At 39.0% G+C, this 19,080-nt stretch carries 16 protein-coding genes; 13 read left to right on the top strand and 3 right to left on the bottom strand.

From position 1 onward, the window contains the following. Nucleotides 1–3 precede the first annotated feature (3 nt). The 4 genes from RBH95_RS16505 (at nucleotide 4) to RBH95_RS16490 (ending at nucleotide 4,120) form a co-directional block, all read left to right on the top strand. The gene (locus RBH95_RS16505) at nucleotides 4–795 is read left to right on the top strand and encodes a universal stress protein (protein ID WP_307900663.1); all 792 of its coding nucleotides are present in this window, start codon (nucleotides 4–6) and stop codon (nucleotides 793–795) included. A gap of 35 nt (nucleotides 796–830) precedes the next feature. After that, nucleotides 831–1,460, top strand: coding sequence for a carbonic anhydrase family protein (locus RBH95_RS16500; protein ID WP_307900662.1), 630 nt, complete (start codon nucleotides 831–833; stop codon nucleotides 1,458–1,460). A 164-nt stretch (nucleotides 1,461–1,624) separates the two neighbouring features. Next, complete coding sequence (locus RBH95_RS16495; protein WP_307900661.1) at nucleotides 1,625–3,481, top strand: SulP family inorganic anion transporter; 1,857 nt, start codon at nucleotides 1,625–1,627, stop codon at nucleotides 3,479–3,481. A gap of 12 nt (nucleotides 3,482–3,493) precedes the next feature. After that, a complete protein-coding gene (locus RBH95_RS16490) occupies nucleotides 3,494–4,120 on the top strand; it encodes a carbonic anhydrase (RefSeq protein ID WP_307900660.1) in 627 nt (208 codons plus the stop codon). A 69-nt stretch (nucleotides 4,121–4,189) separates the two neighbouring features. On the opposite strand, the gene RBH95_RS16485 is transcribed toward RBH95_RS16490, so the two are convergent. Then, nucleotides 4,190–4,816, bottom strand: a complete 627-nt coding sequence (locus tag RBH95_RS16485; RefSeq protein WP_307900659.1) for an HmuY family protein — start codon at nucleotides 4,814–4,816, stop codon at nucleotides 4,190–4,192. Nucleotides 4,817–4,841: 25 nt separating this feature from the next. Continuing rightward, nucleotides 4,842–6,917, bottom strand: a complete 2,076-nt coding sequence (locus RBH95_RS16480) for a TonB-dependent siderophore receptor (RefSeq protein ID WP_307900658.1) — start codon at nucleotides 6,915–6,917, stop codon at nucleotides 4,842–4,844. 72 nt (nucleotides 6,918–6,989) lie between these two features. Here RBH95_RS16480 and RBH95_RS16475 point away from each other — a divergent pair, with 72 nt between their 5' ends. Genes RBH95_RS16475 through RBH95_RS16460 form a run of 4 tightly spaced genes read left to right on the top strand, consistent with a single transcriptional unit; the run spans nucleotide 6,990 to nucleotide 12,083 of the window. Continuing rightward, on the top strand, nucleotides 6,990–7,895 hold the full coding sequence (locus RBH95_RS16475) for a DUF6607 family protein (protein WP_307900657.1): 906 nt from the start codon (nucleotides 6,990–6,992) through the stop codon (nucleotides 7,893–7,895). A gap of 4 nt (nucleotides 7,896–7,899) precedes the next feature. Continuing rightward, entirely contained in the window at nucleotides 7,900–9,381 is a 1,482-nt protein-coding gene (locus tag RBH95_RS16470; protein ID WP_307900656.1) for an ankyrin repeat domain-containing protein, read from the top strand. Between the two features lie 12 nt (nucleotides 9,382–9,393). Next, nucleotides 9,394–9,879, top strand: coding sequence for a DUF2271 domain-containing protein (locus RBH95_RS16465; protein WP_307900655.1), 486 nt, complete (start codon nucleotides 9,394–9,396; stop codon nucleotides 9,877–9,879). An 11-nt stretch (nucleotides 9,880–9,890) separates the two neighbouring features. Continuing rightward, nucleotides 9,891–12,083, top strand: a complete 2,193-nt coding sequence (locus RBH95_RS16460; protein WP_307900654.1) for a PepSY domain-containing protein — start codon at nucleotides 9,891–9,893, stop codon at nucleotides 12,081–12,083. On the opposite strand, the gene RBH95_RS16455 is transcribed toward RBH95_RS16460, so the two are convergent. Continuing rightward, a complete protein-coding gene (locus RBH95_RS16455) occupies nucleotides 12,080–12,619 on the bottom strand; it encodes a CvpA family protein (protein WP_307900653.1) in 540 nt (179 codons plus the stop codon). The two genes, RBH95_RS16460 and RBH95_RS16455, sit on opposite strands and share 4 nt — an antisense overlap. Nucleotides 12,620–12,730: 111 nt before the next feature. Between RBH95_RS16455 and RBH95_RS16450 the strand changes: the two genes are divergently transcribed. The 5 genes from RBH95_RS16450 to RBH95_RS16430 all read left to right on the top strand — a co-directional run bounded on the left by RBH95_RS16450 (nucleotide 12,731) and on the right by RBH95_RS16430 (nucleotide 19,080). Beyond that, on the top strand, nucleotides 12,731–13,087 hold the full coding sequence (locus RBH95_RS16450) for a hypothetical protein (RefSeq protein ID WP_307900652.1): 357 nt from the start codon (nucleotides 12,731–12,733) through the stop codon (nucleotides 13,085–13,087). Nucleotides 13,088–13,122: 35 nt separating this feature from the next. Continuing rightward, complete coding sequence (pheS, locus tag RBH95_RS16445) at nucleotides 13,123–14,142, top strand: phenylalanine--tRNA ligase subunit alpha (protein ID WP_307900651.1); 1,020 nt, start codon at nucleotides 13,123–13,125, stop codon at nucleotides 14,140–14,142. Nucleotides 14,143–14,263: 121 nt separating this feature from the next. Further along, complete coding sequence (locus RBH95_RS16440; RefSeq protein WP_307900650.1) at nucleotides 14,264–14,764, top strand: GbsR/MarR family transcriptional regulator; 501 nt, start codon at nucleotides 14,264–14,266, stop codon at nucleotides 14,762–14,764. 21 nt (nucleotides 14,765–14,785) lie between these two features. Continuing rightward, the gene (locus RBH95_RS16435) at nucleotides 14,786–15,913 is read left to right on the top strand and encodes an efflux RND transporter periplasmic adaptor subunit (protein WP_307900649.1); all 1,128 of its coding nucleotides are present in this window, start codon (nucleotides 14,786–14,788) and stop codon (nucleotides 15,911–15,913) included. 23 nt (nucleotides 15,914–15,936) lie between these two features. Beyond that, nucleotides 15,937–19,080 carry an efflux RND transporter permease subunit gene (locus tag RBH95_RS16430; RefSeq protein ID WP_307900648.1) on the top strand — a complete coding sequence of 1,048 codons (3,144 nt, stop codon included), beginning with the start codon at nucleotides 15,937–15,939 and terminating at the stop codon, nucleotides 19,078–19,080.

Genomic DNA, 19,080 nt, shown 5'->3' with positions numbered 1-19,080 from the left:
AACATGGAACCAAAAGCCTTACGCATATTGGTACTTTCAGATTTGGGAAGCACAACCGATATCACCTTGCGAAGTGCAGTGAGCTTGGCGAAGATGGTCAATGGTACGATTGACTTGTTTTATGTGAAAAAGCCGGGAGACATTGTTCAAAAGGAAAATCAGTTGTCTGCTATTAGGAGCATTAATGAAGAAAAAAATAGCACCAATAAGCTCATTCAAGAAAGGATCAAGACTACTGTAGCTACTTATGGGGTTCCTATTGATTATAGCTTTTCGTTTGGAAATGTTAAAAATGAAATAGATACTTATATCAAAAACCGACGCCCCGATATTATTGTTATGGGAAAAAAGCAACCCAAACTGTTTAATTTGGGAAGCGATGGTTTAACCCAATTTGTGATGGATACACACCAGGGTGTGATGATGATTGTGGGTACCGAGCATGCTCTAGAACCCAATCAACCCTTTTCATTGGGTGTTTTTAACGGTGCCAATTTTGGCCTGGCCAGAAGTTTAAAGGTACTTAGTAACCAACCTTTGAAGTCTTTTAAAATAGCCTATGTAAAAGATAATTCAATTGAACAACAACAGGAAGTAGACACAATAGAATATGTTTTTGAAGAGGGCGATGAAAGTATTAAAAACCTGTCCAATTATCTATCCAAAAGCAGCGTAAATTTGTTTTGTGTAGAAAGAGGACACTCTAAAACCGAAAATCATATAAAGACCAAACATACAGATATACTAAATATAGCAAACACTATTAATATCTCTCTTTTAGTATCGGCTCAATAAGGGCATTTAAAGAGAGTTATCAAACAAATAAAATTATGAAAGCACATACCAAGGAGACACAGGCAACAATGACGCCAGAAAAGTCATTGACATTTTTAAAGGAAGGAAATTTAAGGTTTCAAAATAATCTAAAAGCCAACAGAAATTTATTGGAGCAGGTAAATGATACTAGTGAAGGACAGTTTCCTTTTGCGACTATTTTAAGCTGTATCGATTCTCGAGTTTCTGCGGAGTTGGTTTTTGACCAGGGATTGGGAGATATCTTTAGTGTACGAATTGCAGGAAATTTTGTTAACGAGGATATCCTTGGAAGCATGGAATTTGCCTGTAAATTGGCAGGAACCAAACTAATTGTAGTCTTGGGGCACACGAGTTGCGGAGCTGTAAAGGGAGCTTGCGATCATGCCGAAATGGGCAATCTAACCAAGTTGATCGAAAAAATTACGCCAGCCGTAAACAGTGTTACCGAACCCGCTGATGAAAGCTTAAGAAACTCAAAGAATTTGGAGTTTGTGGATGCTGTATCAGAAAAGAACGTGCATTTAACTATTGATCGAATTCGTAAAGAAAGTCCTATTTTAGATGACATGGAAAGGAGTGGGGATATTAAAATTATAGGAGCTATGTATGATGTTAATACTGGCGCCGTAACTTTTTATGAATAGAAGCTATTCCTAAATAATAGTATTCAAAAAAGAAGCATTAACAATATTGTTAATGCTTCTTTTTTATGTGCAATGGACTGGTTTGTAATGAGAAAGAGTCTCGTGTTCACTTTTTTCTTTACAAGATAAAGGTTAAATTAGGGAGACCGTTAAAAAAGATAAAATTGCACAAATTATTCTCCAATGTTAAGGGTGATCTTTTTGGAGGTGTTACAGCAGGGATTGTGGCATTGCCGTTAGCTCTTGCTTTTGGAGTAAGTTCTGGGTTGGGACCCAGCGCAGGGCTTTATGGCGCCATTTTTTTAAGTTTTTTTGCAGCCCTCTTAGGAGGTACCAATACTCAAATTTCCGGTCCTACGGCTCCCATGACAGCCGTAAGTATGGTAGTTATTGCCGGTATTATTGCGGCCAATGACGGTGATGTTCAAAAGGCACTCCCTACCATTTTAATCGTGTTTTTGCTTTCTGGGCTTATGCAGATAGGGTTGGGAGTTTTAGGTTTGGGAAGGTACATAAGGTATATTCCTTACCCCGTGGTATCTGGATTTATGTCGGCGATAGGTGTGATTATTATTGTGACACAAATTTTGCCATCCTTGGGATATTATCCAAAGGAGGACGAGGAGTATGTGGCAAAGTTTAAACCAATGGCCGAGGAGGCCATTCTTGAAAATATTTTGAAGGAGGAAGCAGGGGAAGGTATTTTGGTATTGGAAGACTTTAGGGAAACGATCGATCGGGCGGAACATATTTCTGAAGAGGAAATTCTCGAAAAATCAGAAACGATGGCAGCTAATAACGCTTCAGGTGTTGTTGGGGCAATTAAAGTATTTCCTAGAGCACTTATGAATATTAATTGGTTGGAATTGGTATTGGCACTAGGGACTATTATCATTATTTATGGGTTTAAGAAGATTACCAAAGCTGTGCCTAGTACTTTGGTGGCTTTATTGGTGATGTCTACCATTGCCATAGTTTTCAATTTAAACTATAAACCAATCCAACAAATCCCAAGTGGGTTTCCATTGCCCAATTTAAATATGTTTACCGATTTTAGGTTGCAACAAGTAAGCCCTTATATTTTCACGGCACTTACGTTGGCCCTTTTAGGGGCTATAGATTCTTTGCTCACGAGTATTGTGGCAGACAATATGACCAAAACCAAACACCAGCCAAATAAGGAATTGGTTGGCCAGGGTATCGGAAACAGTATTGGGGCTATTTTTGGTGGTATTCCTGGTGCAGGTGCAACCATTAGGACAGTTGTGAATATTCAATCGGGGGGGACGACCCGACTTTCGGGAATGATTGCAGGTTTAGTATTGCTGATCATTCTGTTATTATTGGGGCCAGTGGCATCCAAAATTCCTGCAGCTGTTTTGGCAGGCATATTAATTACTGTGGGGATAGGTGTGATGGATTACAAAGGGTTGAAGGCCATTCCAAGCCTTCCAAAAGATATCGGCATTGGACCTGTCAAACTAAGCTCGGAGGTTATGATCATGATCGTGGTATTGGTGCTTTCCACCATTTGGAATTTGGTATATGCTGTGGGAATAGGACTTGTTATTGCATCGCTCATGTTTATGAAAAAAATTGGAGATTTGACAGCCGAAAGATCAGACGTAAAACCTTTGGCTAAAGAAAAGGCCTGGGACAATGCCTCCAATTTTTCTGAAAAGTTAAAAGAAGAAGTGTTTATTAAACATGTAAAAGGCCCGTTGTTTTTTGGTTCTACCAGCGAATTTCAAAGTTTGGCGGCCCAGATACCTTCTACGGCCAAAACGGTGGTGGTTCGGTTGGGGCGCATGCAGTATATGGATCAGTCAGGATTATATGCTTTTGAGGATGTCCTGCAAGAGTTGGCTAAAAATGGAGTGACAGTTCTGTTTGTTGGCCTGTTAAGGCAACCTAGGTACATGATGGAACGCATCGGAATTATTCCGGAATTGATATCAGAAGATCGTATTTTTGATACTTTTAAAGCGTCTACAAATTGGATAAAAAATAATGTGATATAGTTAGATTACAAAATGGATTTAAATAGAGTTTTTGAGAACAACGAAAAGTGGATTCAGGAGAAATTGACCAAGGATGAAAACTACTTTAATAAGTTGGGGAAGGGTCAAAGCCCTCAATTTTTATATATCGGTTGTTCCGATAGTCGTGTAGATGTGGAAGGTCTTATGGGTTTGGAGCCCGGGGAGGCTTTTGTTCATCGTAACATTGCAAACATGGTTATCGCTACCGATTTAAATGCAATGTCCGTAGTGGACTATGCCGTGAACCATTTGAAGGTTGCCGATGTGGTGGTATGTGGACATTACGCCTGCGGAGGTGTTAAGGCAGCTATGCTCTCGGAAGATTTGGGATTGTTGAACCCTTGGTTGCGAAGCATTAGGGATGTGTATCGTTTGCACGCCGAAGAGCTTAATGCCATTGACAACCAAAATAAAAGATATGATCGTTTAATAGAATTGAACGTTCAGGAGCAATGTGTCAATCTAATCAAAACAGCTGCCATCCAAAAAGCCGTTCGGGAACGCGGCTTAAAAGTCCATGGTTGGGTGTTTGATGTGCATTCTGGCAAACTCATTGACTTGAAAATAGACTTTGAATCCATATTGGAAAAAATTCGACAGATTTATCATTTGGACTAAACAAAAAAAAGCCACTCAAATTGAGTGGCCTTTTAGTTTGACTAATGCAGCTAATCTTAAAAGAGACAATTAAAATGTGCTCTCTCCTTGGTTTGGTTGGTACACATAATTGAATGTGTAGAATTGCGAATTGGTTAAATCCTCATTAGGAGTACTGTTTTCATAATAGCTTAAAATTTCTATTTTGGCAAAGCGCCCATCATGTGTTTTCACAACAATAATTTTACCCGCAAGAGGAGTGATTAGGTGGTTTGTTGGGTTGTAATTATACCATCCGTTGTCAGAACCTGTTGGAATTGCTAGTCCGTTGGTAGTGCTGTCTGCATTGAATAATGAAGGGTCCACAGTTGTTACGCTAGCAAATGTCCCTGAAGCAATATAGGCTCCGCCTTCACCTGTTCTTTCTGGTTGGTCTTCTGCTGTGGCTTCTCCTCCATTTATAATAATTGTAGAGCCTCTAAACGCGATATCCCATTCGTCTCCGGTAGTAATGGCGCCAGCGTCAAAGGAAAATTTTATGTAATCTCCGGTTATTGTTGGCGGTGTGGTGGAATAGTCTGCCGATTGGGTGGCTTGAAGATTCGTGATTGTTTCTGCTTCAATCTCCATTAAAGCACTCGAGTTATCATCATCATTGCTACAAGAAGTAAAACCTATAAAAAGTAGTGCTAGTGTTAAATGTTTAATTGTTTTCATAAAAGTAAGTGTTTTTGATGTTTATTTAAATTTGAATATTAAGTTTTCCGTAAATATTGCGACCTGATATGTTGCTGATATGTTGCGTATCGGTAAAGCCAAACAGATTGTCAATGCCAAAACCTATTTTGTAATGTTTAAAAACCGTTTTGTTAAAGGCAATGTCCCAAATTGAATATCCGTCAACAAACTCATCATAGGCATCTAGATAGGTGTTGCCATTGGTATCATACAGACCATATTTACTTCGGTAGGTACCTCTAAGGTTCGCATCCAATTTCCATTTTGGGAACACGTAGAAGACCTTGAAATTAGCCATATGCCTTGAACGATTATAAAGGCCGAAATAGTCTTTTTTGTTGAGTTGAAACGATGGGGAGCTTGGAGTAAGCCTAGCATAAACAGTTCCGTTTTCAAAGTTGTCTTGAGCCGCTTTATCCTTTGCATATAGTAATTGATACCCTCCCGATATAGTTAGATTGTTATTGGGTTTCCAACTTGTATTGAGTTCTAAGCCTTGAGTAAAGACGTTGTTTACATTGTAATAGCTAAATACATTTTGACCATTTGTTTTATTTGCAACAACTCGGGTATCTATTAAATCATTAATAGTGTTTCGGAACAAGTTTAGGTTAAGTTTTAAAGATGAAAAAGGCTTGTAATCGACCCCTAGATTATAGGCTATGGAATTTTCGGCCTTTAAATGGGCTTCGAATTCTGAAATTGGTACTACAATGTTGGCTATTTCACCATTGGCTTCCATTTGAGGAATTGCTGTGGTAACCGCGTTATATCCTAAGACCGTATATCCGACGGCGGAATTGGAGAAATCAAAATAGAGTTGCCTAAAATCTGGAGCTTTAAAGCCATAACCAACAGATGCTTTAACTGCAATCTTTGTGTTTAATTTATAACGTAAAGCTGCCTTTGGACTGAATTGTGAATTGTATTCACTGTGGTGGTCAAATCTGGCTCCAATTATAAGGTTAAGTTTGTCCGTTGGGTTAGCATCATATTGTGCATAAATGTAAGGGGAGTTAAATTCGGGATTGGTGCTAAAGTCAGTTCTATTTAAGCGTTCATGTGTCCAGCCAATTCCAACTATCGCATTATGCTTGTCATTGGGTTCAAAAAGTGCACGCATTTCTGGCCTCATCATGAGTTGGTCAAAATAGGCATCGCTATATCTAGAATAGTCTATATTATTAAGGTATTCCTCTGCTTTGTATTGCGTGGCATACAATTCAAAATAGCTGTTCCATTTTGGGTTGTATGTGTGGTTGAGTTTTAAATGGGTATTCCATTCATTTATATCACTTTTTCCCTTTAGGTTTTCAGAAGCTACATAATCTTGATTTTGGGTATAATATCTTCCTGATAAAGACAGGTTTGTTTGCTCTGAGAAATTGTAGGTAATTTGAGTGTTTACAGTATGGTTAGCAAATGGCTCTACCGTATTTAGAGCATCAGTTTTGTTTAAATCGTAACCTTCACTGCTAAAACGGTTGTAAAATCCACTTATGGCAAAGGCCTCTTTTTTGTAGCCTAAGGAAAGCGATGTGTCATAAGTCTGGAAAGAACCATATCTGGAACTTACTTGTCCTTGGATTCCGGCATTAGGGTCTTCGGTAATAATATTGATTACGCCTCCAAGAGCTTCACTTCCATAAAGACTGGAGGAGGCCCCTTTAATAATTTCTATTTGTTTAATATTTCCAACGGAAATTCTACTGATATCCAAAGTTCCTGCCGAGCGTCCAATTAAAGGGACGCCATCAATCATGATTAAAGTATACTGCGAATCTAAGCCCTGCATTTGTATGCCTTCCCCACCTCCAAAGTCGGGTATAGTAATTAAACCAGTTTGTTCATTGATTAAATCGCTTAATCTCATGGAGTTGATTTGTTGAATTTCTTTTTTCGAAATCAACTGGGCAGGCAGCGGTAAAGACGATAGCTGTCTTTCGGTTCGAGTGGCCGTAACCATGACCTCTTGGAGTTCTTCAATTTGGGTAGAGTCCTGTGTTACTTCCTGCGAAAAGGCGAAGCGGCTTAAAAAAAGTAAAAAATAAACGATAATTTTATTTTTATTTAGACTCATTCTTGATTAGTTTTGCGTTGCAAATATATCAATGTTATTTTAAATCAATCTAAATAAGAATAATTTTTTTCAATGAAACGTATTTTTCCATTAGTTGCAGCGGCATTATTTTTAAGTGTGAACCTACATGCCCAAAACAAAAAGAAACAAGATCAACAAGCCATTAAAGATATGTGTGGCTGTTATAAGGTAAATTTCAATTTTGCTGAAACCTTTGAGTATTCGGGAGATTCAACATATGTGCCTTCCAAAACAAAACACGATAGAGGTTTGGAGTGGGTACAGTTGGTAGAGGATAGCAAGGATAAAATTTCCATGCAGCATTTATTGATTGTAGGACCATCGGAGGCGCCTCATATTGTGAAGCATTGGAGACAGGATTGGGAATTTGAAAACACCGATTTGTATGTGTACGACCATGATAATAAATGGAGCTACCAAAGTTTGCCGAAAAGTGAAGTAAAAGGACAGTGGACGCAAAAAGTATTTCAAGTGGACGACAGCCCAAGATATGAAGGGACTGCGACTTGGGTACATGTAGATGGCAAAAGCTATTGGGAAAATACTACAACTGCGCCACTACCAAGACGCGAGTATACCCAACGTAGTGATTATAATGTGACGGTAAGAAGAAATCGTCACGAGATTACAGCTAGCGGTTGGATTCACAATCAAGACAATGATAAGTTAGTGCGTGAGGAAGGAAAGGAAGATAAGGTCTTGGCTCAGGAAAAAGGATACAATACCTATGTAAAAGTAGTCGATAGCATGTGTAAAGCGGCTCAAGATTACTGGAATACCAATCAGGCAAAATGGGCTTTGGTAAGAGCTAAGTGGGATGACGTGTTTGCAAGACATAAAGATTTATATTTGCAGGAAAAAGTGGATAACAAGGTGTTGTTCAAATATTTGTTTGATGCTGAAAAATACCAAACAGCGGAGGAAATCAATCCGTTAATTGAATCGTTTGTAAAATAAGCTTATGAATAGTTGTTTTAAATCCTGTATCCTCGGTGCTATGTTGCTACTGGGGATACAATCGTTTGCACAGGATAACGTTTTTTTAAACCGAGACTTTTGGAAATCGCAACCAAATGTAGCGGCGATTAAAGCGAAAATTGCAGAAGGGAATGACCCTGCTCAAGCTAATGGTAATAATTTTGATGGCGTGGTATATGCCATTTTACAAGATGCTCCATTTAACAGCATTACCTATTTGATATCCCAAGAAGGCAATGATGTTAACAAACTAACCCACGACGGACGTACCTACATTTTCTGGGCAGCGTATAAGGGCAATACCCAAGTCATGGAGTATTTGTTGCAGCACGGTGCCAAAACCGATATTACAGATGATAAAGGCAATACCATCTTAAATTTTGCAGCCTCTTCAGGTCAGAAGAACACTGATGTGTACGACCTTTGTTTGGCCAATGGTGCGAATTTAAAAAAAGATCTCACGCCTAATGGAGCAAATGCTTTGCTGTTGGTAGCACCAAATGATGAGGATTTTCAATTGGTAGAATACTTTCAGAAAAAGGGATTGGATATCAATAGCGTGGATTCAGACGGCAATGGGATTTTTAACTACGTGGCAAGGACTGGTAATTTGGAAGCCTTGAAAGTTCTAGAAGGAAGAGGTGTAAATGGGAATAACCAAGCTTTTATGTTTGCAGCCTATGGAACCAGAGGAAAGACTAACGGTATTGAAGTCTATAAATTTTTGGAGGAACAAGGCCTCAATCCTAATGTCATCAATAGAGAAGGGCAGACACCTTTACATATTTTGGCTTCAAGAAGTAAGGATGAAGAATTGATACGCTATCTCTTGGAGAAAGGTTTGGACGTGAATGAAGAAGATCATGATGGAAATACACCTTTTATGAATGCCGCTTACAGAAATAATTTAGACATGGTAAAACTAATGTCCAAAACCCTTAAGGATATCAATCATGCCAACAAAAAAGGACAAACAGCTTTGTTTTATGCTGTGGAAGGAAATTCTGTTGAAGTGGTTGAATTCTTGATGAAGAGAGGAGCGAAAATAGATGTTGTAGATACTGAGGGAAATAGTTTGGTTTATGCTTTGGTAAATTCTTATTCAACTAGAAACCCTAAGGAGTTTTCCGAAAAATTAAGCAGCCTAGAGAAACATGGATTACTGTTGGGACAAACCCAAAAAAATGGCAATACATGGTATCATATGGCTGTTGAAAAAGGAAGTTTGGAGTTGTTGAAAATGGCTTCGGAAATGAAAATTGATGTGAATGCTAAAAATGGAGACGGGAACACTGCTTTGCATTTGGCAGCCATGAAAGCTTCCGATGATGGCATTATGAAATACTTGGTGGCACAAGGTGCGAACAAAACCCTTATGACCGAATTTGAGGAGACGGCCTACGACTTGGCCCAGGAAAATGAATTGTTGAAAAGCAATAACATTTCAATAGAATTTTTAAAATAAGACATTTACAGAATGAAAAATATACGTTTAATAATACTTGGATTGACTATGGTTTTTGGATTGGCGTCATTTACCAATCAAGGACCATCAACCAAATATAAATGCATGATCCAATTGACCAATTATACAGGGGAAGGGGCTTATGTAGTCATTTCATTGATCAATCCTGATGGTGACTATGAGCAAACACTGTTTGTGCAGGGAGATGATAATGAGTGGTACAATACCTTGGAATCTTGGTGGCAATTTTACGGTAAAAAACGAAACAATATCGATGCTATTACTGGGGCTACAATCTCAGGGGGAGAGCGCAGTATTAATGTTATCGAAATCGAAGATTCCAAAATTGATGCAGGCTACAGCATTCGTTTTGAAACAGCTGTGGAAGACCAAGGGTATTATACCCAGGATGTTGAATTTCCATTGACATCAGAAAGCATAAAAAGTAAAGTGGAAGGCACTGGGTTTATTCGGTATGTCCGCATGATGCCCAATTAAACAATCGTAATATGACCATTTCAATTTGGAGATACAGTCACCTTGCATTGGCTGTATCTTCTGTTGTTTTTATCCTTTTGGCTTCCATAACTGGGGCCATTTTGGCATTTCAGCCTATTTCTGAACAATTGGCACCTTACAAAGTTGCCAATTTGGATGAGGTGTCTGTGGCCAAAACTGTTGAGGTATTTAAGGAAACCTACCCGGAAGTTATCGACATCAAGGTTGATGCCAATCATTTTGTAATAGCCTCTGTATTCACAGAGAATGGCGACAACTTGGAAGGGTATTTTAATCCAGTTACGGCTGAGTTTTTGGGAGCAAAACTGCAGCCTTCCAAATTTTTTCAATGGGTTACCAATTTTCATAGGTCTTTATTTTTAAAGAGTGTCGGTCGTTTTTTTGTGGGACTGTGCTCTTTTTTACTGTTTGTGATTGCTATTACCGGGACCATTCTAATAGTGAAACGACAAAGAGGCATCCAACAGTTTTTTGCTAAGATTGTCAATGAGAATTTTAGTCAGTATTGGCATGTGGTCTTGGGGCGTCTGTCCTTAATTCCTATCATCATTATTACCCTTACTGGGGTATACCTGTCTTTGGAAAAATTCAATCTGTTGCCAGAAAGCAAGGAAAAGCACAAGATTGATTTTAATACAATTTCAGAGATTCCAAAACGTGATGTTTCTGAATTTGAATTGTTCCAAAACACACCACTTTCTGAAGTTGAAACATTGGAATTTCCCTTTTCTGACGATGTAGAGGATTATTTTACCTTAAAGCTAAAACAGGAAGAGTTGGTAGTGAACCAATATACGGGAGAAGTGTTAAGTAGCTTGAAAGCACCCATGGTGGAAGTGGTTACCAATCTAAGCATGGTGTTGCATACAGGAAGGGGCAATACAATTTGGGCTTTTATTTTGGGTTTGGCTAGTATCAATATCTTGTTTTTTATTTATTCCGGTTTTGATATGACCTTGAAGCGTCGTGCGTCGGGATTAAAGAATAAATTCCGAAGAGAGGAATGTCAATACATCATTTTGGTAGGCTCCGAAAATGGTTCGACCATGCAATATGCCAATGCGTTTTATAAACAGTTAATTGAGGCTGGAGAAAAGGTATTTATTACGGAGTTGAACGATTATACTCAATTTCCAAAAGCTGAACATCTTATTGCTTTTACAGCTACCTACGGGCAGGGAGAAGCGCCTACCAACGCGGATAAGTTTTTGGAACAATTAAAAATCATCAAACAACCTAATAAATGTAGGTATGCAGTAGTTGGTTTTGGTTCTTTAGCTTATCCCGATTTTTGTCAATTCGCTTATGATATAGATAAAGCTATGGAGGTGTATTTTGAAAGAGCCATGGAAGTTACCACTATTAACGATAAATCTCTAGAAGCCTTCCATCAGTTTGTAGGTTCATGGAGTGCCAATGTAGGTTTAACTGTGGAAATTCCAGAGGGAGATTTAGTACCTAACCGAAAGCAAACTAAAAAAATCAAGGTTGTGGCTAAGACATCGGTTAGCGATAATCTAGATAGTACCTTTCTACTCAAATTAAAACCAAAAAAAACACAGAAGTTTACCTCTGGGGATTTGTTGGCTATCTATCCAAAGAATGACTATCGGGAGCGGTTGTATTCGATTGGGAAGGTTGATGGAAACATTCAATTGAGCATTAAATTCTACGAGCACGGTTTGGGCTCCAATTACCTAAATGATTTGTTGGTAGGAGATAAATTCAAGGCTAAAATCATCAAAAATACGTCATTTCATTTTCCAGTTAAAGCTCCAAAGGTCATTCTTATTGCCAATGGTACCGGAGTGGCGCCTTTTTTGGGAATGCTCCATCAAAATAAAAAGCATAGGGAAACCAAACTTTATCTAGGTTTGCGAACTCAGGCGTCCTTCAATTTATATCAACCGCAAATAGATGCCTTGTTACTTCAGAAAAAATTGAATGATTTTGAGTTGGTACTTTCCCGTGAAGCTGAACAATGCTATGTGCAGGACAAACTGCATGACAATGCTAGCGAAATAGCACAAACCCTTTATAATGGCGGCGTCATTATGCTCTGCGGCTCCTTGGCAATGCAAAAAGGAGTGTTGGGAGTTTTGGAATCTATTTGTGTCGAGTTTACCCATAAACCCTTAAGCTTTTATCAAGCACAAGGGCAACTGAAAATGGATTGTTATTAACTCTTGCTGTCGTCTTCGGTTTTAGAATCTCCGTCAAGCAAGCCTTCCATTTGTTCCGGATTTAAAAAGGCCGGAAATATCATAGGAGCCAAAGATTTTACAGGGGTATAGAGAATGGAATCTTCAAATTGCTTTTCATTAGAGAAAGGCATGGAGTTATTCATGCGTTCATAAACAATTAGGATGACACTTAAAATCAGTCCAATTTTCAAACCTCCAAAAAGGGCACCTAATAATTTGTTAATGATTCCCAAGGCTGCAAAATCGGCTAATTTGGTAAGTGCTTTTCCCGCAAGGGCAATCAGCAGTACAATGATCACAAAGGTTATGGCAAAGGCGGTAATAGTTATGGTGTTTTCATCCCAATCTACTTTGCTTTCAAGAAAATTGGCGGCATAGTTACTAAAATGCATGGCGCCGAAAACACCTGCAACCAAAGCAATCAAAGAAGCTACTTCTACAAAAAGACCTTTTAAAAAACCTCTAACTATTCCAAAAAGCAGTAGGGCTCCTAATACAATGTCAATTACACTCATGGGGTCAATAATTTCAACAAATATACACATTACGGGCACTTATCGTCTTTTTTTGGAAGAGATGTCCTTAGGTACAATGATGTTTAGTAACTTTGCCCTTTTAAAAATGCTATGTCAAGAGACGAACAATTAAAAGAACGATGGGATTTGGTGGTGCAAAAGCTGTCCCAACAATTTGCTGATGGGGATACGTTGGACCTTGATGCTATAATTTATCTTATTGGGGTGCAGGAATTGGGCCAATTGGGCCGCCGCTTTAAAAAGGACCATAAAGTGGATTTGATGCACATTGCTATTTGCCGTTTGTTAGAACCCTATGGTTACTATGAATTTGATTATTATGATGAAGACAAATGGCCTCATTATAAGGTGAAGGAAGCCTTACCGTTTTTAAAGGCTGGAGAGCAATCGGTGTTGATGAAAGAAGCCATTGTTAACTATTTTGTGGAAGCAGAATATATAGAATAAGATTTATTAAATTTGCAGTCATTTCAAAGGATATCATGATAGAAAAGATTAAAGAATTAATTGCTGAAGCAGAAGAATTTAAGGCACAATCCAAAGAGGAAGTTGAAGCGTTCCGAATTAAATATTTGGGGTCTAAAGGCTTGTTGAAGGAGTATTTTGCAGAATTCAAAAATGTAGCCAACGACCAAAAGAAAGAATTTGGTCAGGTAATCAATGCCCTTAAAAAGACAGCCGAAGAAAAAGTCAATGCATTAAAGGAAGAGTTGGAAGCTAAGGAGGAGGTAAAAGGCATTTATGGCGATTTATCCCGTCCGGGAGAACCCATTGAATTGGGCGCGAGACATCCCGTGTCGATTGTTAAAAATCAGGTTATTGATATTTTTTCACGTATTGGCTTTAACGTAAGCGAAGGGCCAGAAATTGAAGACGATTGGCACAACTTTACCGCTTTGAATCTTCCAGAGTACCATCCGGCAAGAGACATGCAGGACACCTTCTTTATCCAAACCATTCCTGATATTTTATTGCGTACCCATACTAGTTCTGTACAGGTACGTTATATGGAAGATAACAAACCGCCTATTAGAACAATTTCTCCGGGAAGAGTGTATAGAAACGAGGCTATTTCGGCGCGTTCACACTGTTTTTTCCACCAAGTAGAGGGATTGTATATTGATAAGGATGTAAGTTTTGCGGACTTAAAACAGACCTTGCAATATTTTACTACGGAGATGTTTGGGAAATCTAAAATTAGATTAAGACCATCGTACTTCCCATTTACCGAACCAAGTGCCGAGATTGATGTGTACTGGGGATTGGAAACAGAATCGGATTACAGAATTACCAAAGGGACCGGTTGGTTGGAGATTGGAGGTTGCGGAATGGTAGATCCAAATGTTTTAACCAACTGCAATATCGATCCAAAAGTATATTCCGGATTTGCCTTTGGAGTAGGGATTGATCGTATCGCAATGTTATTGCATCAAATCAATGATATTAGATTGTTGAGTGAGAATGATGTGAGATTTTTAGAGCAGTTCAAATCAGCACTTTAAGAGATACCTTATATATGTAAGAAGCCGGTTTAGACCGGCTTTTTTATTTAACAATTTTTTAACGGCCAGTTAGTTCGGTTATTCCCGAACCAAACGTATTTTTGTGGAAATATTTTTGGTTATGGAGAATGATATGTTAACAGAAAAGCAACGATTGGTCGAAAAACTAGGGGTACTTATTGAAAATACCGAGAAGTTGGCCCCAGTAGCTGCGCGAATAGTATCCTACGCCATTCTCACGGGAAAATCCGGTTTGACCTTTGATGATCTTGTAACCGATTTATGCGCCAGCAAAAGCACTATTTCTACACATTTAAACCATTTATTGGATTTAAAAAGACTTACCTACTTCACAAAAGTTGGAGACCGTAAAAAGTATTACATCGTCAATAGCGATAGTATTTTTCAGCATATCAATGCGCTCATTGAAATGTGGTCTTCCCAACGAAATCTACATCTTGAAATAAAATCATATAAAGAAAGAGCAAACACTATTTCTGAAGATGGAACTGCAAAGTTCGACCTGGAATTTCATGACAACTATATTGGATTTCTAGATGAGGTTATAGGAGCAGTTAGTATGCTTAAAAAGAAAATCATAGATAAACAATCAAACGAGTAGCACTATATAATTTAGCATAATATGAGAAAAAGAAAAATGACCATACTGTCGTTCGCAGTGTCGGCGATGTTTATATTAAGTTGTGGACAAGACAATAAGCAACAAGCGGCGCAGCAACAGCAGCAACCCAAGCCATTTCCTGTTACGACAGTTCCTAATAAGGAAATGACGGCATATAAAACTTATCCAACCAGTATTCAGGGTGTTGTATCTAGTGAAGTAAGAGCCAAAGTAAGCGGATATATCCAAAAAGTATTGGTAGACGAAGGACAAAAGGTAAGTAAGGGACAAGCTTTGTTTAAGTTGGAAACAGAATCCTTAAGTCAAGATGCTCAAGCAGCCCAAGCTTCTGTAAATGTGGCTCAGGTAGAAGTTGAAAAGCTGGAGCCCTTGGTTAAAAAGGGTATCATTAGTAATGTACAATTGGAAACAGCCAAAGCTCAATTGGCCCAAGCCAAGAGCAATTATAACAGTGTGGTTGCCAATATTGGTTATGCCACTGTTAAAAGCCCAGTGAATGGGTATGTTGGGGCTATTCCATATCGTGAAGGGTCTTTGGTAAGTGCCACAAGCCCTGCCCTGACTACAGTATCCGATATTGCCCAGGTGTATGCCTTCTTTTCAATGAGTGAATCGGAGTATTTAAATTTCTTGCAAAGTACCGAAGGAAAAACAATTCAGGACAAGGTGAATAATTTTCCAAAAGTAACCTTGGTATTGGCTAATGGTCAGGACTATGATCAAAAAGGAACCATACAAACCGTAACAGGCCAAATAGATGCTACTACTGGAACGGTAAGTTTTAGGGCTGTTTTTGATAATCCAAATGGCTTGGTTACCAATGGTAACAGCGGTATTATTAAAATTCCTAGTGTATACCAAAACGCACCAGTAATTCCGCAATCGGCAACTTTTGAGCAACAGGGACAAATATTTGTTTACAAAGTGAATGAGCAAAACCAAACGGTTGCAACACCTATTACCGTAAAGGACAAGAACAGTTACTTGTATTTGGTGGGTTCAGGTGTTAAGTCTGGTGATAAAATTGTGGCTAGTGGAACAGGAAAATTAAGAAACAAAACTGTTATACAACCTCAGGAAGTCCCTTTTGACAGTGTTGCAAAGCCCATCCAACCTTTATTTCAATAATTCTAAATAGAAATTAAAGACATATGTTAAAAACATTTATAGAGAGACCGGTACTGTCTACCGTAATCTCCATCATTATAGTCATTTTAGGGGTGCTGGGCTTTACCACGCTTCCTGTAGAGCAATACCCCGATATTGCGCCACCAACCATTACGGTAAATGCCACGTATCCTGGGGCCAGTGCCGAAACCATTATGGAGAGTGTAATCATTCCTATTGAAGAACAGATCAATGGGGTTGAAGGGATGACCTATATTACCTCTACAGCTTCCAATGCAGGTACAGCTTCCATTACTGTATATTTCGATCAGGAAACAGATCCGGATATTGCCGCGGTAAACGTACAAAACCGTGTGGCTAGAGCTAACCCCTTATTGCCTCAAGAGGTAATTCAAACGGGGGTTTTAACCCAAAAACAACAAACCAGTGCTTTGATGTTTATGTCGGTGTATTCCGAAAATGAAGATTACAATGCGACGTATCTTCAGAATTATTTAAAAATTAATGTTATTCCTTCGCTACAAAGGGTTAAAGGTGTTGGAAATGTAAACGTTTTTGGTAGCCAGGATTATGCGATGCGTATTTGGTTGAAACCTGAAAAATTAGCCGCTTTTAATTTGTTGCCTGCCGATGTTACTGCAGCATTACGAGAACAGAGTTTGGAAGCTTCGGCTGGTGCTTTGGGGCAAAATGACGGACAGGCGTTTACCTATACCATTACGTATAGCGGACGTTTTAAGTCGGAAGACCAGTATAGCAACATTATTATTAAAGCACTGGATAATGGTGAATATTTACGTTTGAAAGATGTTGCCGATATTCAATTGGATGCACAATCATACGATTCCTTTGGGTTTACCGATGGGAACCCTAGTATTAACATGGGGATTTACCAAACGGCAGGATCAAATGCCCAGGAAATCATTCAACAGATTCAATCGGAATTAGAGCGCTTGTCCCAAGAGTTCCCGGAAGGAGTTCATTACGTAATCAATTACGATACCAACGAATTCCTTACAGCCTCTATGAACAAAGTAAAGCATACGCTTATTGAAGCGTTTATTTTGGTATTCATCGTGGTGTTTATCTTTTTGCAGGATTTTAGATCGACCTTAATTCCGGCCATTGCGGTACCTGTAGCTATTATTGGTACGTTCTTTTTCCTTGGTGTTTTTGGATATTCTATCAATTTATTGACCTTGTTCGCCTTGGTATTGGCCATTGGTATTGTGGTAGATGATGCCATTGTGGTGGTAGAGGCGGTTCACGCCAAATTGGATGAAGGCGAACACAGTGCCAAAAAGGCAACTTTGAATGCCATGCACGAAATCTCTGGGGCTATTATTTCCATTACTTTGGTAATGGCTGCCGTATTTATTCCTGTAACCTTTATACAAGGGCCAACGGGTGTCTTTTATGAGCAATTTGGAGTTACCTTGATTGTGGCCATTTTGATTTCGGCCGTCAACGCATTGACTTTAAGTCCGGCCTTATGTGCTTTGTTTCTTAAAGGACATGATGAAAAAGACCACGAAAAGAAAAGTTTCTTGCAAGGTTTTTACGACCGTTTCAATAAAGGGTTCAATGCCTCGACAGCGCGTTATGGAAAATCTTTAAGATTCCTTTACAAAAACAAATGGATATCCGCTGTTATTTTAATTCTTGCTTCCGTTGGTATTTGGTGGACCGCCACTACTACACCAACTGGATTTGTGCCAGATGAAGACCGTGGGATTATATTTATGAATGTAGAATTGCCTGCAGGATCTTCCATGGACCGCACCAATATGGTGATGCAGGACATGTACCATAAAGCAAAAGATTTGCCGGGTGTTAGAGGAGTGACGGTAATTAACGGTAGGAGTTTAATAAGCGGAACCGGTTCCAACTATGGTTTAGGGTTTATAAAACTTAACAAATGGGAAGAACGGGAAAACGAGGACGAAACCGCTTCTGCCATTATTGGTAAACTATTTGGCATTGCTGCCAGTATTCCTGAGGCCAAAATCATTTTCTTTGCGCCTCCAAGTATTCCTGGATTTGGACTCTCGTCAGGTTTTGAAGTGAACCTATTGGACAAGTCCGGAGGTAATTTTGCCGACCTTGAAGCTGCCACCCAAGACTTTATTGGCGGATTAATGCAGCATCCTGCAATTCAATATGGGCAATCGTCGTTCAATACCAAATATCCACAGTATGAAATGGATATTGATGTGCCTCTGGCTAAAAGATATGGGGTGCCTATCAGTTCTATTTTCGGAACCATGCAAGGCTATATTGGAGGAATTTATGCAGCTGATTTCTCTAGATTTGGAAAGCAATACCGGGTGTATGTACAAGCCGCACCAGAAGATCGCTCCCAAAAGGAGTCGCTCAACGAGTTGTACATCAAGACAGCTAGTGGGGAGATGACTCCAATTACTCAATTTGTTAAGCTTAAACGAGTATATGGCCCACAATCGGTAACTCGTTTTAACCTGTATAACTCCACCAAAATTTCCGGAGCTTCCAATCCTGGATTTAGTACTGGAGATGCCATTGATATTATTGAAGAAGAACTTAAAAGTTTACCAACTCAGTATGATGTGGCTTACTCAGGCTTAACACGGGAGGAAGTAAATGCAGGAAATCAAACTGTGCTCATCTTTATGCTTTGTGTGGTATTTGTATACTTCCTTTTGGCGGCACAGTACGAGAGCTATTTGTTGCCGTTGGCTGTAATTCTGTCGCTTCCTTTGGGAGTGTTTGGAGCGTTTTTTACTACAAAAATGATGGGACTACAGAATAACATTTACTTCCAGATTGCATTAATCATGTTGGTTGGGTTATTGGCCAAGAATGCCATTTTAATTGTGGAATTTGCCGTGCAACGAAGACGCCAAGGAGAAAGTATAGCAGATGCAGCCATACACGGAGCCCAGGCCCGTTTGCGACCAATTTTGATGACTTCCTTTGCCTTCATTTTAGGTTTAATGCCCTTGGTGTTGGCCAAAGGTGTAGGTGCAGAAGGAAACAATTCGATTGGTAGTGGTGCTGCCGGGGGAATGTTGATAGGAACGATATTGGGGATTTTTGTAATACCAATTCTATTTATTTTATTCCAATGGTTGCAAGAAAAAGTATCTAGTAAACCAGCAGTAATACAACAACACAATGAAGAAGTATAA

The organism is Mangrovimonas sp. YM274 (assembly GCF_030908385.1).
Lineage (GTDB): Bacteria > Bacteroidota > Bacteroidia > Flavobacteriales > Flavobacteriaceae > Mangrovimonas_A.
Note: the sequence above shows the minus strand (reverse complement) of the source record. Positions and strands in the feature narration are given on the sequence as shown.

Bases quoted from the DNA above. Each gene is read 5' to 3' on its own strand.
- pheS (WP_307900651.1), top strand. From the start codon at position 13,123: ATGATAGAAAAGATTAAAGAATTAATTGCTGAAGCAGAAGAATTTAAG.
- RBH95_RS16485 (WP_307900659.1), bottom strand. From the start codon at position 4,816: ATGAAAACAATTAAACATTTAACACTAGCACTACTTTTTATAGGTTTT.
- RBH95_RS16430 (WP_307900648.1), top strand. From the start codon at position 15,937: ATGTTAAAAACATTTATAGAGAGACCGGTACTGTCTACCGTAATCTCC.
- RBH95_RS16505 (WP_307900663.1), top strand. From the start codon at position 4: ATGGAACCAAAAGCCTTACGCATATTGGTACTTTCAGATTTGGGAAGC.
- RBH95_RS16470 (WP_307900656.1), top strand. From the start codon at position 7,900: ATGAATAGTTGTTTTAAATCCTGTATCCTCGGTGCTATGTTGCTACTG.
- RBH95_RS16460 (WP_307900654.1), top strand. From the start codon at position 9,891: ATGACCATTTCAATTTGGAGATACAGTCACCTTGCATTGGCTGTATCT.
- RBH95_RS16455 (WP_307900653.1), bottom strand. From the start codon at position 12,619: ATGAGTGTAATTGACATTGTATTAGGAGCCCTACTGCTTTTTGGAATA.
- RBH95_RS16435 (WP_307900649.1), top strand. From the start codon at position 14,786: ATGAGAAAAAGAAAAATGACCATACTGTCGTTCGCAGTGTCGGCGATG.
- RBH95_RS16450 (WP_307900652.1), top strand. From the start codon at position 12,731: ATGTCAAGAGACGAACAATTAAAAGAACGATGGGATTTGGTGGTGCAA.
- RBH95_RS16475 (WP_307900657.1), top strand. From the start codon at position 6,990: ATGAAACGTATTTTTCCATTAGTTGCAGCGGCATTATTTTTAAGTGTG.
- RBH95_RS16440 (WP_307900650.1), top strand. From the start codon at position 14,264: ATGGAGAATGATATGTTAACAGAAAAGCAACGATTGGTCGAAAAACTA.
- RBH95_RS16490 (WP_307900660.1), top strand. From the start codon at position 3,494: ATGGATTTAAATAGAGTTTTTGAGAACAACGAAAAGTGGATTCAGGAG.
- RBH95_RS16480 (WP_307900658.1), bottom strand. From the start codon at position 6,917: ATGAGTCTAAATAAAAATAAAATTATCGTTTATTTTTTACTTTTTTTA.
- RBH95_RS16465 (WP_307900655.1), top strand. From the start codon at position 9,394: ATGAAAAATATACGTTTAATAATACTTGGATTGACTATGGTTTTTGGA.
- RBH95_RS16500 (WP_307900662.1), top strand. From the start codon at position 831: ATGAAAGCACATACCAAGGAGACACAGGCAACAATGACGCCAGAAAAG.